The 13,653-nt window shown below is 73.6% G+C and carries 14 protein-coding genes and 1 pseudogene; 10 read left to right on the top strand and 5 right to left on the bottom strand.

Features of this window, described 5'->3' with window-relative positions; translation table 11 throughout:
- Positions 1 to 176 precede the first annotated feature (176 nt).
- From sigK to AB0K43_RS20370, 9 genes are all read left to right on the top strand, one after another.
- Entirely contained in the window at positions 177 to 773 is a 597-nt protein-coding gene (gene sigK / locus AB0K43_RS20410; protein WP_363641736.1) for an ECF RNA polymerase sigma factor SigK, read from the top strand.
- A gap of 5 nt (positions 774 to 778) precedes the next feature.
- Positions 779 to 1,258, top strand: a complete 480-nt coding sequence (locus tag AB0K43_RS20405) for a DUF427 domain-containing protein (protein ID WP_363641648.1) — start codon at positions 779 to 781, stop codon at positions 1,256 to 1,258.
- 138 nt (positions 1,259 to 1,396) lie between these two features.
- Positions 1,397 to 1,933, top strand: coding sequence for a DUF4383 domain-containing protein (locus AB0K43_RS20400; protein ID WP_363641646.1), 537 nt, complete (start codon positions 1,397 to 1,399; stop codon positions 1,931 to 1,933).
- A 122-nt stretch (positions 1,934 to 2,055) separates the two neighbouring features.
- Positions 2,056 to 2,325 carry a DUF3040 domain-containing protein gene (locus AB0K43_RS20395; RefSeq protein WP_363641644.1) on the top strand — a complete coding sequence of 90 codons (270 nt, stop codon included), beginning with the start codon at positions 2,056 to 2,058 and terminating at the stop codon, positions 2,323 to 2,325.
- A gap of 52 nt (positions 2,326 to 2,377) precedes the next feature.
- Positions 2,378 to 2,599, top strand: coding sequence for a hypothetical protein (locus AB0K43_RS20390; protein ID WP_363641642.1), 222 nt, complete (start codon positions 2,378 to 2,380; stop codon positions 2,597 to 2,599).
- Positions 2,593 to 3,762: a MerR family transcriptional regulator gene (locus tag AB0K43_RS20385; RefSeq protein ID WP_363641640.1), complete on the top strand. Its 1,170-nt coding sequence runs from the start codon at positions 2,593 to 2,595 to the stop codon at positions 3,760 to 3,762. The genes AB0K43_RS20390 and AB0K43_RS20385 overlap by 7 nt, the downstream gene beginning before the upstream one ends.
- A 112-nt stretch (positions 3,763 to 3,874) precedes the next feature.
- The gene (locus AB0K43_RS20380; RefSeq protein WP_363641638.1) at positions 3,875 to 5,038 is read left to right on the top strand and encodes a helix-turn-helix transcriptional regulator; all 1,164 of its coding nucleotides are present in this window, start codon (positions 3,875 to 3,877) and stop codon (positions 5,036 to 5,038) included.
- 253 nt (positions 5,039 to 5,291) lie between these two features.
- On the top strand, positions 5,292 to 6,110 hold the full coding sequence (locus AB0K43_RS20375) for a glycerophosphodiester phosphodiesterase (RefSeq protein ID WP_363641636.1): 819 nt from the start codon (positions 5,292 to 5,294) through the stop codon (positions 6,108 to 6,110).
- Positions 6,107 to 7,486, top strand: a complete 1,380-nt coding sequence (locus AB0K43_RS20370; RefSeq protein WP_363641634.1) for an MFS transporter — start codon at positions 6,107 to 6,109, stop codon at positions 7,484 to 7,486. The genes AB0K43_RS20375 and AB0K43_RS20370 overlap by 4 nt, the downstream gene beginning before the upstream one ends.
- A gap of 120 nt (positions 7,487 to 7,606) precedes the next feature.
- Here the strand turns inward: AB0K43_RS20370 and AB0K43_RS20365 are convergent, their stop codons facing one another.
- A complete protein-coding gene (locus AB0K43_RS20365; protein WP_363641632.1) occupies positions 7,607 to 8,284 on the bottom strand; it encodes an NUDIX domain-containing protein in 678 nt (225 codons plus the stop codon).
- A gap of 125 nt (positions 8,285 to 8,409) precedes the next feature.
- On the opposite strand from AB0K43_RS20365, the gene AB0K43_RS20360 reads away from it, so the two are divergent.
- Positions 8,410 to 9,168, top strand: coding sequence for a DeoR/GlpR family DNA-binding transcription regulator (locus tag AB0K43_RS20360; RefSeq protein ID WP_363641630.1), 759 nt, complete (start codon positions 8,410 to 8,412; stop codon positions 9,166 to 9,168).
- Between the two features lie 3 nt (positions 9,169 to 9,171).
- Here AB0K43_RS20360 and AB0K43_RS20355 read toward each other — a convergent pair whose 3' ends face one another.
- The 4 genes and pseudogenes from AB0K43_RS20355 to AB0K43_RS20340 all read right to left on the bottom strand — a co-directional run.
- Entirely contained in the window at positions 9,172 to 10,329 is a 1,158-nt protein-coding gene (locus AB0K43_RS20355; RefSeq protein ID WP_363641628.1) for an aromatic ring-hydroxylating dioxygenase subunit alpha, read from the bottom strand.
- Between the two features lie 276 nt (positions 10,330 to 10,605).
- The gene (locus AB0K43_RS20350; protein ID WP_363641626.1) at positions 10,606 to 11,439 is read right to left on the bottom strand and encodes a PIG-L family deacetylase; all 834 of its coding nucleotides are present in this window, start codon (positions 11,437 to 11,439) and stop codon (positions 10,606 to 10,608) included.
- A gap of 114 nt (positions 11,440 to 11,553) precedes the next feature.
- Positions 11,554 to 12,441, bottom strand: a complete 888-nt coding sequence (locus tag AB0K43_RS20345; protein ID WP_363641624.1) for a geranyl diphosphate 2-C-methyltransferase — start codon at positions 12,439 to 12,441, stop codon at positions 11,554 to 11,556.
- 17 nt (positions 12,442 to 12,458) lie between these two features.
- A pseudogene (locus tag AB0K43_RS20340) lies at positions 12,459 to 13,475 on the bottom strand (family 2 encapsulin nanocompartment cargo protein terpene cyclase); the annotation flags it as partial.
- Between the last annotated feature and the right edge of the window lie 178 nt (positions 13,476 to 13,653).

Here is a 13,653-nt window from a genome sequence, read left to right as displayed (position 1 = left end):
GGCCGCTCCCGGGTCGAGCGGCCGGATCGATGCAGCAACGGTGCGAGTGGCCTGGCGCCTGCCGTCGCGACCAGGCTGGCGGCGTGAACCAGGTCCCGGTGCAGTGCTCTGCCGAAGGCCGGCCCGGGGGCGCCGCCGGCCACCCGGCCGGACTCGGCCGCTCCGCTGCGGGCGACCTGCGTGCGCTGCTCGACCTGGTCGCGCGGGGTGATCAGGACGCCTTCGCGCAGGTGTACGACGCGCTGGCCGGGCCGGTGCTGGGGCTGGTGCGGCGGGTGCTGCGCGACCCGGCACAGGCGGAGGAGGTCGCGCAGGAGGTCATGATCGAGGTGTGGCGGAGCGCCGCCCGCTACCGGCCCGACCGCGGTGAGGTGATGCCGTGGGTGCTGACCATCGCGCACCGGCGCGCGGTGGACCGGGTGCGGGCCACGCAGGCGGCGACCGACCGTGACCGGAGGGCCGCCGCCGGCTCCCTCGACCCGGTGCACGACGAGGTCGCCGACCAGGTCGAGCGCCGGTTCGAGGGCGAGCAGGTGCGCCGTGCCCTACGCCAACTCACCTATGTGCAGCGGGAGTCGCTGGTGCTGGCCTACTACGGCGGATTCTCGCAGTCGGAGATCGCGGAGATCCTCGGCGCGCCGCTGGGCACGGTCAAGACCCGGATGCGCGACGGCCTGATCCGGCTGCGCGACCCGCTCGCCGTCGACGACCCGCGCTCCGCCGGGAGCGGCCGTGCGCGCCCGCTCACGAACCGACCGCTCGAAGTGGGGTGATGACGATGGCTGCCCGGCCTGGCGAGTCGGTGTGGGACTACCCGCGGCCGCCGAGGATCGACGAGGCGTACGGCCGGCTGGCGGAAGTGACGTTCGCCGGCCGGTCGGTGGCCAGCACCCGCCGTGCGCTGCGGGTGCTGGAGACCAGCCATCCACCGGTCTGGTACTTCCCGCCGGAGGACGTGGCCACGGAGTTCCTCGACCGCGCGGCGGGACGGAGTCTGTGCGAGTGGAAGGGCAGCGCGGCCTACTGGGACCTGCGGGTCGGCGGGCGGAGCTGCGAGCAGGCGGCCTGGTCCTATCCCGCCCCGGCGCCCGCGTTCCGAAGGATCCGGGGCTACTTCGCGTTCTATCCGGCACGGGTGGAGCGCTGCGCCGTCGACGGGGAGACCGTGCACCCGCAGGAGGGTGACTTCTACGGAGGATGGATCACCTCCGAGATCCGCGGCCCGTTCAAGGGCGGTCCGGGGAGCGGAGGTTGGTGATCCCGGCCGCCGGCCGCCCGCCGCCGTCCCCGCGGGTGCGCAAGCGCTGCGGGAACGCTGCGAGTTGGCCGGCCGGCGGGGCGGCCCCGACGGTGGGGCGGAAGGATCCCGTCCTCACGACCGCAACGGAGCGAGCTCATGGACTTCCGCGACGAACTCCCCGTCGACCACCGGCTGGCACGGGTCTACCGCGTCGGTGCCGGGCTGTGCGGCGCGGCCCTGCTGGTCTTCGGCTGCCTCGGCCTCGCCGACGGTCTCGCGTTCTTCAGCACCAGCGGCGAGCCGGTCGCCGGCCTCTCCAGCAACGGCCTGCTCAGCCTGATCTCCATCGTGACCGCCGGCGCCCTCATCGCCGGTGCGGTGATCGGCGGCAACATCGCCTCCACCGTGAACATCGTGGTGGGCACGCTGTTCGTGCTCAGCGGATTCGTCAACCTGGCCCTGCTGGACTCCGGAGCGAACGTCCTCAGCTTCCGGATCCCCAACGTGATCTTCAGCTTCGCCATGGGCCTGCTCATCGCGACCTTCGGCATGTACGGCCGGGTCAGCGCCAAGCTGCCGCACGACAACCCGTACTGGCGGCACCGCCACCCCGTGACCGCGCCGGCGGGGCACCGGCCCCCTGCCGCGGCGGCGACCCTGGGCCCGCGCCGGCCGGACGGCCCGGCGGCCTGACCGGCCCACCCGGGCAGCCGCGCCAGGCGCTGCGAAAACGCTGCGAGATGCCCCTGTCCGACATCCGGGGAACGCTGGAAGTGCCGGGGCGACCCGGACCGGAGCGAGGAGGTGGGCCCGCCGTGGCCGTACCGCTGACCGCGCACGAGGTGCGACTGCTGAACACGATCGAGGAGCGGCTGCGCCGGGATGAGCCAGGCCTCGACCGGCAGCTCGGACGCCCGCTGGGACGGCTGCGTCGGCTCGCCTGGCGGCCGTCGACCCTGGTGGTCGCGGTCGCTCTGCTCACCTCGGTCACCGGGGCCGGGGTGCTCCTCGCGGCCGCCGGTGCCCCGCTCGCCGGGCTGCCCGCCGCCGTCGCCGCCGGGGCGCTCGTCGCCACGTTCGTCTGACTCGCCCGTTTCCAGGGCCGCTGACCGGTCCGTACCCGCCCGGAGGTTCACCATGGCTTCGACCGAGACCGTCGTGGCGCCCGCCCACCCGGCCGCCACCGGCGCGCAGCCCATCGAGACACCCGAGTGCGAGGCCTCCACCTGCGCGGGGATCTCCACCCCGGAGGCGCCCGAACTGCACACCGCCTGGCCGGGATGGGTCCCGCTGCTGGTCATCGCCACCATGGTGATCAGCTGCGTCGGCTTCGCCGTCGGCCGGATCCTCGGATGGTGAGCCTGGATGGCATGGAGGGCATGGAGGGCATGGAGGGCATGGCGGGCACGCCGGGTGCACCGTACGGCGCCGTGCCGTCGGGTCGCCGTAGGCTCGGCACCGTGCCCGAGACCGCCGCCGATGCCGCACCCGCCACGCCCGCCACGCCCCGGCCGGCTCGCGCCGCGGTGAGCCTCACCACCGGCGGGGTGGCCCGCCGGCTGGGCGTGTCGCCGACCACCATCCGCTCCTGGGAACGCCGTTACGGCATCGGCCCGGCACACCGGGAAGCCGGGCACCACCGCCGCTGGAGCCCGCAGGACATCGCCGCACTGGAGGCCATGTGCCGGCTGACCGCCCGCGGCGTACCCCCCGGTGAGGCGGCGCGGGCGGCGCTCGGCCCCGCACCGACCGTCGAAGCGCGGCCGACAGAGGGCCCGAAAGCGGAGGGCCCGGAAACAGAGGGCCCGGAGAGGACGGGCCCGACGCCGGGCCCGACGGCGGGTGCGAAGGCGCCCGGCGGCAGCAACGCCCTGCCGGTCGGCCAGGTCCGGCCCGAGTGCCGGGGGCTCGCCCGGGCCGCCGTGCGGCTGGACACCCCCGAGGTGGCGCGGATCCTCCGCGCGGCGGTCGACGATCTGGGTCCGGTCACGGCCTGGACCGAGGTGATGATGCCGGCGCTGCGCGCGGCCGGCCGGAAGTGGGCGGCCGAGGGAGAGCGGTACGTCGAGGTGGAGCACCTGCTGTCCTGGCACGTCTCCAGCGCCCTGCGGCGGGTCGCCGACCGTCCGGGCGCGGCGTCCGGCAGCCCGCCCGTCCTGCTCGCCGGCATGCCCGCGGAGCTGCACACCCTTCCCCTGGAGGCCGTTGCCGCGGGCCTCGCCGAACGCGGACTCCCGTTCCGGATGTTCGGCCCGGCCGTGCCACCGGAGGCACTGCTGGAAGCGGTGCGCCGCACCGGCCCGGCAGCCGTCATGCTCTGGTCCCAGGCCCGCCGGACCGCCGACCGGGCCCTGGCCCACCGCGCGGCGGAGACCGTCTGGGGTGGCCGCGGATCGCGCTCCCGCCCCGTCCTGCTCACCGCGGGCCCCGGCTGGGCCGGGATCCGGAGCACCCAGGGCGTGCTGCGCCCCCGCGATCTGCGCGGAGCCGTCGACCTGCTGGCAGAGCTGCTCGCCGCCTGAGGAGGGTCTCCCCTCGTACCGTGGATCAGGACGGACACCTCCGGGGCCCGCACGGGTCCATGGGGGACCGGAGCGCACACGACCGGAGGTTGCCGTGGATGCAGGGCCATGCGTGGGACAGCGGGTCGGACGCTTCCGGCTGGCCTTCGGCCTGACCCGCGCCCAGCTCGCCGCAGCGGTCGGCCGCAACACCGAGTGGCTCAAAGGCGTGGAATCGGGACGGCAGCGGCTGGACCGCTACGCGATGATCCACGCCCTGGCCGAGGCCTTGGGCGTCGCCCCGGGCGACCTCCTCGGACTGCCCTGCGGGCGCGAGGACCCCCAAGCCGCCCCCGCCCACCGGGCGCTCGCGGCGCTGCGCCCGGCCGTCCTGCGCACCGGGCTGTCCTCCCCGTCGGCAGGGCCCGCCGAGCCGGTCGAACGGCTCCGCAACCGGCTCGGCGCAGCGGTCCGCCTGCGCGCGGCAGGCCGTTACGCCGACCTCGCCGCCGAGCTCACCCTGCTGCTGGACGGCCTGAACGCGGGACCGCCGGATCCGAGCGCGGACCCGGATGCGGATGCGACCTCGGCCGGTCTGCTCGTCGGGGCGCTCCACGAGACGGCCATGCTGGCGAAGCGACTGGGGGCGCCCGACCTGGCCGCCCTGGCCGCGAACGAGGCCCGCACGAGGGTGGCGGTCCGCGCGGATCCGGTCGAGACGGCGGCGGCCCAGTGGCTGGGCGCGGAAGTCTGCCTGGCCGCCGGCGCCGTACGGGAGGCGGCCGCCCTGATCGACTCCGGACTGTCCGGGACGGATGCGATCCTTGGCCGCTCGGGTCCGCAGGCCTGGCGGATCTGGGGCACGCTGCACCTCGTCGGAGCCGTCGTGGAGGCACAGGGAGGGCGGCAGGCGGAGTCCTCCTTGCACTTGGCCGACGCCGCGGCGGCGGTCGCGCACACCGGCGCCGGCGAACTCGACCGGACCGGATTCGGCACCGGCGAATGGGCGCTGCACTCCGTCCACGCGGCCCTCGAGCTGGGCGAGGACATCGAAGCCCTGGACCGCGTCCGCGGGGTGGACCTGACCGGGCTGCCGACCGAGCGGCAGGCCCGGCACGGCATCGACCGCGCCCGCGCGCACACCCGGGCCGGCAACTGGGATCAGGCCGCGCGCGAGCTGCTCGCCGCCGACCGTCGCGCTCCCCAGCTGGTGCGCAGCCATCCGCTGGTGCGCGAGCTCGTGCTGACCGCGCCTCGGCTCGAAGCCGCGACCAGCGGGCTCGGCTTCACCTGGTAGCCCGCGAGGCGCCCGGCCGGTCCGGGGCACCACATCCGGAGGTGCCGGCGGCGGCCTGCTCGGCCGGTGACACCGGATCACCTCCCGGCACGGGTGCCCGTCGTCGGCCGAGGCGCTGTCCCAGCACCGCGGCGTTACTGCTTGACAGGGTGCGTCATACTGTAACGCGCGCGGTCCGAGATGCCGTCGGAGCGGGCAGCTCTGCCGGCGTGCGGGCCCGGCGGGTCCCCCTCTCAGCAGCTCGGAGCGCGACATGCACCACCCCTTCCTCGATCAGCCGGGGCCGCTCGCCTTCGCGCACCGGGGCGGTGACCTCGGCCACCCCGAGAACTCGCTCGCCGCCTTCGAGGCCGCCGTCGCCCTGGGGTACCGCTACCTCGAGACGGATGTGCACGCCACCCGCGACGGCGTCCTGCTGGCCTTCCACGACTCCCGCCTCGACCGGGTCACCGACCGCACCGGCGCGGTGGCCGAACTGCCCTGGGAGACCGTCAGGCAGGCCCGGATCGGCGGCACCGAGCCGGTGCCGTTGCTGGAGGACCTGCTCGGCGCGTTCCCCGCAGCCCGCTTCAACATCGACGTCAAGGCGGCGCCGGCCGTCGGGCCGCTGGTCGAGACGGTCCGCCGGACGAACGCCTGGGACCGGGTCTGCGTCGGCGGCTTCTCGGACAGCCGCCTCGCCGCCGTCCGCGCCGCCGCCGGCCCCCGGCTGGCCACCTCGCTCGGCCCGCGCGAGGTGGCCCGACTGCGGCTGCGCTCGCTGGCCGGTTCGCTGGCCGGTCCGCTGCTGCGGGGGAGCGCGGCGCCGTTCGCCGGGGTGTGCGCCCAGGTGCCGGAGCGGCACCTGGGCGTGCCGGTGGTCGACCGGGCCTTCGTGCGCACCGCCCACCGCCTCGGCCTGCGGGTGCACGTCTGGACCGTGGACGACCCCACCCGGATCAGGGCTCTCCTCGACCTCGGTGTGGATGGCATCATGGCCGATCGCATCGATGTCCTGCGGGATGTTCTCGACGAGCGCGGCTGCTGGACCGACGGCAGCACCGGCTCCAGCACAGTGATAGGAGCCCCATGAACACCAAGGCCCAAGCGCCGGACCGACCGGCGACCGCCGCCGACGGCCGGGACCTGCGCCGGATGCAGTTCGGTTGGTACGTCAACGACTGGGCCAACGCGGCCTTCTCGGCCACCGTCCTGACGGTCTTCCTCGGACCGTACCTGACCTCGATCGCCAAGAACGCCGCGGACGCGTCCGGCAACGTGCACCCGCTCGGTCTGACGATCCGCGCGGGGTCGTTCTTCCCGTACACGGTCTCCTTCTCCGTGCTGATCTCGGTCGCGGTGATGCTGGTGACCGGGACGATCGCGGACCGCACCGGGCGGCACAAGGAGCTGATGTGCGGCTTCGCCTACATCGGTGCGATCGCCACGATGGGGATGTTCTTCCTCGGCGGCGACCGCTACCTGCTCGGCGGCGCGCTGCTGGTGGTCTCCAACATCGCGTACGCGGTGTCGGTCGCGCTCTCCTACGCCTACCTCCCGGGCCTGGCGGCCCCCGACGAGCGCGACGCGGTCTCCTCCAAGGGCTGGGCCTACGGCTACGCGGGCGGCGGCCTGCTGCTGGTCGCCAACCTGGCGCTGTTCGAGGGCCACGACGCGCTCGGCCTGTCCTCCGGCACCGCCGTGCGCATCTGCCTGGCCTCGGCCGGGCTGTGGTGGGCGCTGTTCACGATCGTCCCGCTGCTGCGGCTGCCCTCCCGGGCCGGTGCGGTCGCCGCCCGCGCCGCGGCCGTGCCCGACCGACCCGCCGCCGGCAGCCTGCGCGAACTCGCCCGCACCCTGCGCGGCATGCGCGAGTACCCGCTCACGCTGCTCTACCTGGGCGCCTTCCTCTGCTACAACGACGGCATCCAGACCGTCGTCTCGCAGGCCTCGCTCTACGGCAGCGAGGAGCTCGGCATGGACCAGACCTCGCTGGTCGCCGCCGTGCTCATGGTCCAGATCGTGGCGATCGGCGGCGCCCTGCTGCTCGGCCGGATCGCGCGCCGGTACGGCGCCAAGCGGACCGTCCTCGGCTCCCTGGTCGGCTGGGTGATCACCCTCGCCCTCGGCTACCTGATGCCGGCCCACCAGCCCGCCTGGTTCTTCGCCCTCGCCTGCATGATCGGCCTGGTGCTCGGCGGCAGCCAGGCACTCTCCCGCTCGCTCTTCTCCCACCTCATCCCGGCCGGCCGGGAGGCGGAGTACTTCAGCGTCTACAAGGTCAGCGACCGCGGCACCAGCTGGATGGGCCCGCTGGTCTTCGGCCTCGCCTACCAGATCACCGGCAGCTACCGCTCGGCGATCATCTCCCTGCTGGTCTTCTTCGTGATCGGCTTCGCCGTGCTGGTGAAGGTCCCCGTCCGCCGCGCCATCGAGGCCGTCGGCAACCCCGTCCCCGAGCGCCTGTGACATCCCGGCCCACGCCACCGGGCCGCTGACGAGGAAGGGCCACGGAGTACTCCTCCGTGGCCCTTCCTGCTTGCCTGCTGGGTACGGGCCGCATGGCAGGGCGGCTGTTGGTGCGCGATGTCAGTGGCCGCCCGGCGCGGGGGCGAAGGGGCCGTCCAGGGCTGCCCATTGCAGGAGCAGGATGGTCTTCCCGTCGGTGATGCGTCCGTCGCGGGTCATGGCGAGGGCTTCGGTGAAGGGCAGTTCGAGGACCTCGATGTCCTCGCCGTCCTCCTCGAGTCCGCCGCCGGTCCCGGTCCGGTCGGCCGGGGTGTAGGGGGCGGCGAAGAAGTGGAGGCGTTCGGTGACGGAGCCGGGGCTCATGTAGGCGTCGAGGACGTGGGTGAGCGCGCCGAGGGTGACGCCGAGTTCCTCGGCGCACTCGCGTCGGACGGCGGTGGCCGGGTCGTCCGCGTCGAGCAGTCCTGCGGCGGCTTCGATGAGCATCCCGTCGGGATGGTCGTTGACGTAGGCCGGGTAGCGGAACTGGCGGGTGAGCAGGACACGGCGGCGCCGGGTGTCGTAGGGCAGCACGACGGCACCGTCGCCGCGGTCGTAGGTCTCGCGCTGCTGGGTCTCCCAACGGCCGTCGCGGCGGCGGTGGTCGAAGGTGGTGCGCCGTAGGACGTGCCAGCCCTGCGAGGTGAGTTCTACGTCGCGGACCCGGATGTCGGGGTTGCGGTTCAGGTCGCGTCCGGCCCGGTCGAGGCCGGTGCGGCCGCGGTGGTCGGGGGTGTCGATGCCGGGGCGGGCTGTCACCTGGTCTCCTGCGGGTCGCCGTCGGTGCCGGAGCGGTAGGGGCCGGCGATCGGGATGAGCATGGGGTGGTCGGTCACGGGCGCTACGATACATGCAGAAACGTGCAAGAACAGGAGAGAATGCGGATGCTGGCTGCTGAACGGCGCGACCACCTGCTCGGTCTGCTCGCTCGCCAGGGCAAGATCGTCGCCAAGGACGTCGCCGCCGAACTGGGGATCTCCGAGGACAGCGTGCGGCGCGACCTGCGCGATCTCGCCGCCGAGGGACTGTGCCAGCGGGTCTACGGTGGCGCGCTTCCCGCATCCCCGGCGGTGGTGGACTACGCCGCGCGCAAGAGCGTGGCCCCGGACGGCAAGCGGAAGGTCGCCGCCGTGGCCGCCGCGCTGGTACGGCCGGGCGGCACGCTGATCCTGGACGGCGGCACCACCGCCCTCGCCGTCGTCCACGCGCTCCCGCAGGACCTGGCCTGCACCGTGATCACCCACAGCCCGACGGTCGCCGTCGCCCTGCTCGACCATCCGCGGGCGGAGCTCTTCCTGCTCGGGGGCCGCGTCTTCAAGCACTCGGCGGTCGCCTGCGGTGCCGCCGCGGTCGAGGCCGCGCAGAACGTCTCCGCCGACCTCTGCCTGCTCGGCGTCACCGGCGTGCACCCCGAAGCGGGACTGACCACCGCGGACGCCGAGGAGGCCGCGATGAAGCGAGCCCTGTCCGCACGGGCCGCGGACACCTACATCCTCGCCTCCTCCGAGAAGATCGGCACGGCCTCACGGTTCCGCGTGCTGCCCTGGGAGAAGGTCAGCGGACTGATCACCGACGCCGACCCCCGCGACGCGGTCGTCGAGCGACTCACGGCGTGCGGTGTGGAGATCCTGGCAGCGGGCTGACGGTCACGACCCGAACGGCCCCTCCGCGGCACCGTCAACCGTCGGCCGCGGGGGCAGCGGCACGCCGTTGCTGCGCAGGACGTCGCGGACGTCCAGGATCAGCGGGAAGACCTCGTGGTTGCGGTCCTCGCCCTGTTCGTCCCAGGCCTGTTGCTCGGCCTCGACCGCCATCCGGTCCTGGGCGAACACCCGCTCGGTGAAGCGCCGGATCAGCGGCCAGGCCAGGTGGATCAGCCCGGGGACGGGCGGCTTCGCGATCATCAGCAGGCCGTAGGCGCGGCAGGTGCGCTGCTCGGCGTCCTCCGGGACGTAGGTGGCCCAGAGCGAGAACGCCGGGAGTTCGGCACCGTCGGGCACGTCCTGGAGGGTCTGGTACGGGTACTCGGTGCGGATGGTGACCACGTCGGGGCTCTGCCGCCCACCGAGCCCCTCGGCGGACAGCAGACCGGCGCCGCGGTCCTTCTTCCCTCCGGCGGGGACGAACAGGTAGCGGGCCTCGACGAACCGCGGACCGCTCTCGTACCCCAGCAGCTCGGGCTGGATCCTGCCCAGCACACCCCGGTGCAGGAACTGGTGGTTCATGTCCAGCAGGTTCTCGTGCATGAACGAGTAGTGGCACCGCACGGTGCGGGAGAACGTCATGGTGCGGTGCGTGGCCGCGTGGAACTCGGGCAGTACCGGGAAGGGCGCCGCCTCGGCCTTCGCCGGGTCGCCGGGGAAGACGAACACCAGGCCGAAGGCCTCGCGGACCGGGTAGGACCGCACGCCGCGCGGCGGCCGCTCGCACCCCTTGGGCAGGTACGGGATCTGCGAGATGTGGCCGTTCCCGCGGTAGGCCCAGGCGTGGTAGCAGCAGCGCAGCGTCTCCGCCTCCACCACGCCCAGGCTCAGCGGCACCTGGCGGTGCGCACAGCGGTCCTCCAACGCGTAGACCCGGCCGCTGCGGCCGCGGTAGAGCGCGATCCGCTCACCGGCGAAGACGGCGGCGAAGGTGCGTTCCCTGGGCAGCTTCCGGGACACGGCCACCGGATACCAGAAATCCGGATCGATCCCGATCCGCCGCAGGTCGGCGACGGCTCCGCGGCGGTCGTGCCGCGGCTGTGCGGCCGGCTCCACCGGTCCGTCGGGGGACCGGTCCATTCCGGGTCGGGCCTGGGTCATATGCGCTGTTCCTCGCGCTCGGGCCGGAAGGCCGAGGCCACGCGGACCTCGGGGTGACGCGCCGCTCCTGGCATCGCGTCGATCCGGCATCCCGAAGGCCGAAGGCGATCCGCCGGCCGCTGCAGGACTTCACCTCCCTACGGTGGCCGGGGCCAGCAGGAACGGCAACCGCGGCGGCGGGCACCGGCTCGGACACCCGGGCCGCCGCACCCGCCGCCGGCACGCCACCATCACCCGATCGGCCCACAAGCGGGCCATGCGAGGAGCCGGTCGCGGTCAGCGCAGTCCGGCGAAGAGGTCGTTCTCCGGCACGGCGGCGCCGGTGGTGTCCCGGACCCGGACGAAGGTCTCCACGCCCATCAGCTCGGTGAACCGCTCCTTGCCCATCTTCAGGAAGAAGATGTTCTCGCCCTGGCTGGCGTGCGCGGCCAGCGAGTCGAACTTCTGGCCGCCGTACTCGGAGGCGTCCACCCAGGTGGTGATCTCCTCGTCGGGGAGTCCGATCTCGGCCATCGCGGCGGCCTCCGCCGGGTCCGGCTCCTCCCAATCCGCGCCGAACTCGCGCATGACCTCGCCGAACCGCTGCATCATCGAGCGCGGCGCCGTCGTCCAGTACACCTTCGGCGTCAGCTCCGTCAGCGCGAGCGCCGCCATCGTGATGCGGTTCGCCTGGATGTGGTCGGGGTGGCCGTAGAAGCCGTTCTCGTCGTAGGTCACGACCACGTCGGGCCGGTAGTGCCGCAGCAGTTCGGCGAGGCGGGCGGCGCCCTGTGCCACCGGCGTCCGCCAGAACGACCCGGGTGCGTCGTTGGCCGGCCAGCCCATCATCCCGGAGTCGGCGTACTCCAACAGCTCCAGGTGACCGATCTTCAGGACGTCGCAGCTCGCCTCGAGTTCCCGGCGGCGCATCGCGGCGACGGCCGCCGGGTCGTGCCCGGGCTCGCCCGGCTTGACACCTCCCGGCCCGTCACCGCAACCGCCGTCGGTACAGGTCACCAGGACCGTGCGGATGCCCTCCGCCGCGTAGCGCGCCAGGACACCGCCCGTACCGGTGGCCTCGTCGTCGGGGTGGGCGTGCACCGCCATCAGCGTCAAGGGTCGATCAACCATGAATGCCGTCCTCCGGTCCGATGAGTACTCGGCCCGAGTCTGCTGCACCCGGGCGGCCGACCGCGAATCGCCGGACCTCGGCAGCGCGCGGCCGGCCGCCCGGCGGCCGTCGGATCAGATGCGGTCGGCCGCGATCAGCAGGTACTGGAAGGAGCCGTCCTTGTAGGAGGAGATGAAGGCCTCCTCGATGCCGGTGGTGAGGGAGGAGGTGGCGCGGAGCTCCCAGTAGGGCAGGGTCGCGGGGGTGAGGTCGATGATGGTCTGGGGGACCAGGCGGTTGTCGGCCATGGCGCGGAGGTACTCGCGACGGGAGTGGATGTTGCACTCGAAGTGGGCGTTGATCTGGGAGACCCACTTGGACGGCTGCCCGTAGACCGGGTTCCAGCAGCCGGTGATGGTCACGTAGCGGCCGCCGTGGGCCAGGATGCGGGCGTGCTCGGCGAAGAGGTCACCGAGGTCCACGTACATGCTGGACTCGTTGTTCCAGGAGGCGGCCGCGCGCCCGCTCTCGACGGGCATGGCGAGCATGTTGGCGACGCGGGCCCGGACGGCGTGGTCGATGCCGAGGTCGCGGGCGCGCTGGTTGGCGAACTCGGCCTGCTTGGCGGAGAGGGTGACGCCCTCCACGGAGCAGTCGAAGCGCTGATGGGCCATCACCATCGAGCCGCCCCGGCCGCAGCCGGCGTCGACGAGGGTGTCACCGGCGCCGATCGGGCCGAGGTGGTCGAGCAGCACGTCGGTCTGGGCGGATTCGAGGCGGTGCAGCTCGGCGACGATCCGCTCCTCGCGCTCGGCGTCCGAATCGGCCGCCAGGGCGCCGTGGTCGACCTCGCCGATGCCGTAGTGGTGGTGGTAGAGGCCGTCGACATCGCCGAGCCGCAGGTTGACGGGGCGGGCCTCGTGATCCCAGTAGCGCGCGATGTCACCCTGGTAGCTGGTGGCGGGGCCGGGGATGGTGACGCCGGGGACGGTGGCGGTGCCGGGAGCGGCAGTGGTGGTCATGCAAATTCTCCTCAGGGTTACCAGAAGTCCGGCAGGGAGTAGCGATAGGTGTTCGTGCGGTGCCAGTGGTGGTTGCCGTCGACCCAGACCGCGACGCCGCGCAGGAAGCGCAGCAGCGTCGGGGCGGGGCAGGCGGCGGTGAGTGCGGCCGCTTCGGCTTCGAAGGCGTGCATCAGGTCGTTGTGGATCTCCACCGCCTTGAGGTAGGCCTCGCGGTCGGTGAGGTCCTCCCGGCGCGCGAGGACCACGGGCAGGTTGAGGTGCAGGCCCGGGCTCGCGAGCTCCTTGGTGTACGAGTAGAGGTCGTTGACGATGGTGGTCGCGTTGGACGCGAGGGCGATGACCCGCTGCGTCGCCGGCAGGGCGTGCAGGTCGGCGGCCAGCTCGTAGCCACCGATGGTGTCGGTGATGGTGGGGCAGGGGCGGAAGTTGTTGAACTGGCGCATCGCCAGGTACTCCCACACCTGCGGGACGTACTCGGTCTCGGCCCAGGCGGCCTCGGCGAGGTAGCCCAGGTGCAGGCGGGCCATGTCGTGGCGGTAGCGGTCGGCCTGGGCGGGGGAGGCGGCCCGGGTGAAGTACTCCATGGCGGAGCGGTAGGCCCGCCGGGGAGCGTCGGCCTGCAGGGACTCCTCCCAGGCCGGCCGGTACTCGGCCGTGGTGTGGAGGTGGTCGAGGGCGGTGTGCGCGAGCAGCAGGCGCCCGCCCAGGCCGACCGGGGAGCCGCCGTGGTCCTCGCAGTAGCAGTCGTCGAGGACGTTCTCGGCGGCCATCAGGCGGGTGGCGATCATCAGATGGTCGACGGTGGGGGCGTCCGGGTGGCAGACCGCCAGGTAGCGGCCGAGCGCGAAGCCGTCGAACTGGTCCTCCCACTCCGGGGGGAAGAGCTGGACCTCCTCCACGGCCCAGGTCTTGATCCGCCGGCTGACCTCCTCGACCCGGACGGGGTCGGGCTCGGCGACGGCGTGGTGGTACAGGCCCGGGACGGCCGCACCGGCCGGCTCCGCCGGGGCGGACGACCGGGGCGGACGCGGCGATCCGGGCGGCCCCGGCACTGCCGGCAGGGCCGGGGCCGCAGCCTCGGGCACCGCCGGCTCAGGCAACTCAGGCCCCGGAGCAGCCGGTTCGGCAGGGGCGGGCACCGCCGGCGGCTCGGTCAGGTAGAGGCTCCGGGTGCCCAGGCCGCTGGGGCCGCGCAGGAGGCGCTGCAGG

The organism is Kitasatospora sp. NPDC049258 (assembly GCF_040678895.1).
Taxonomy (GTDB): Bacteria; Actinomycetota; Actinomycetes; order Streptomycetales; family Streptomycetaceae; genus Kitasatospora.
Note: the sequence above shows the minus strand (reverse complement) of the source record. Positions and strands in the feature narration are given on the sequence as shown.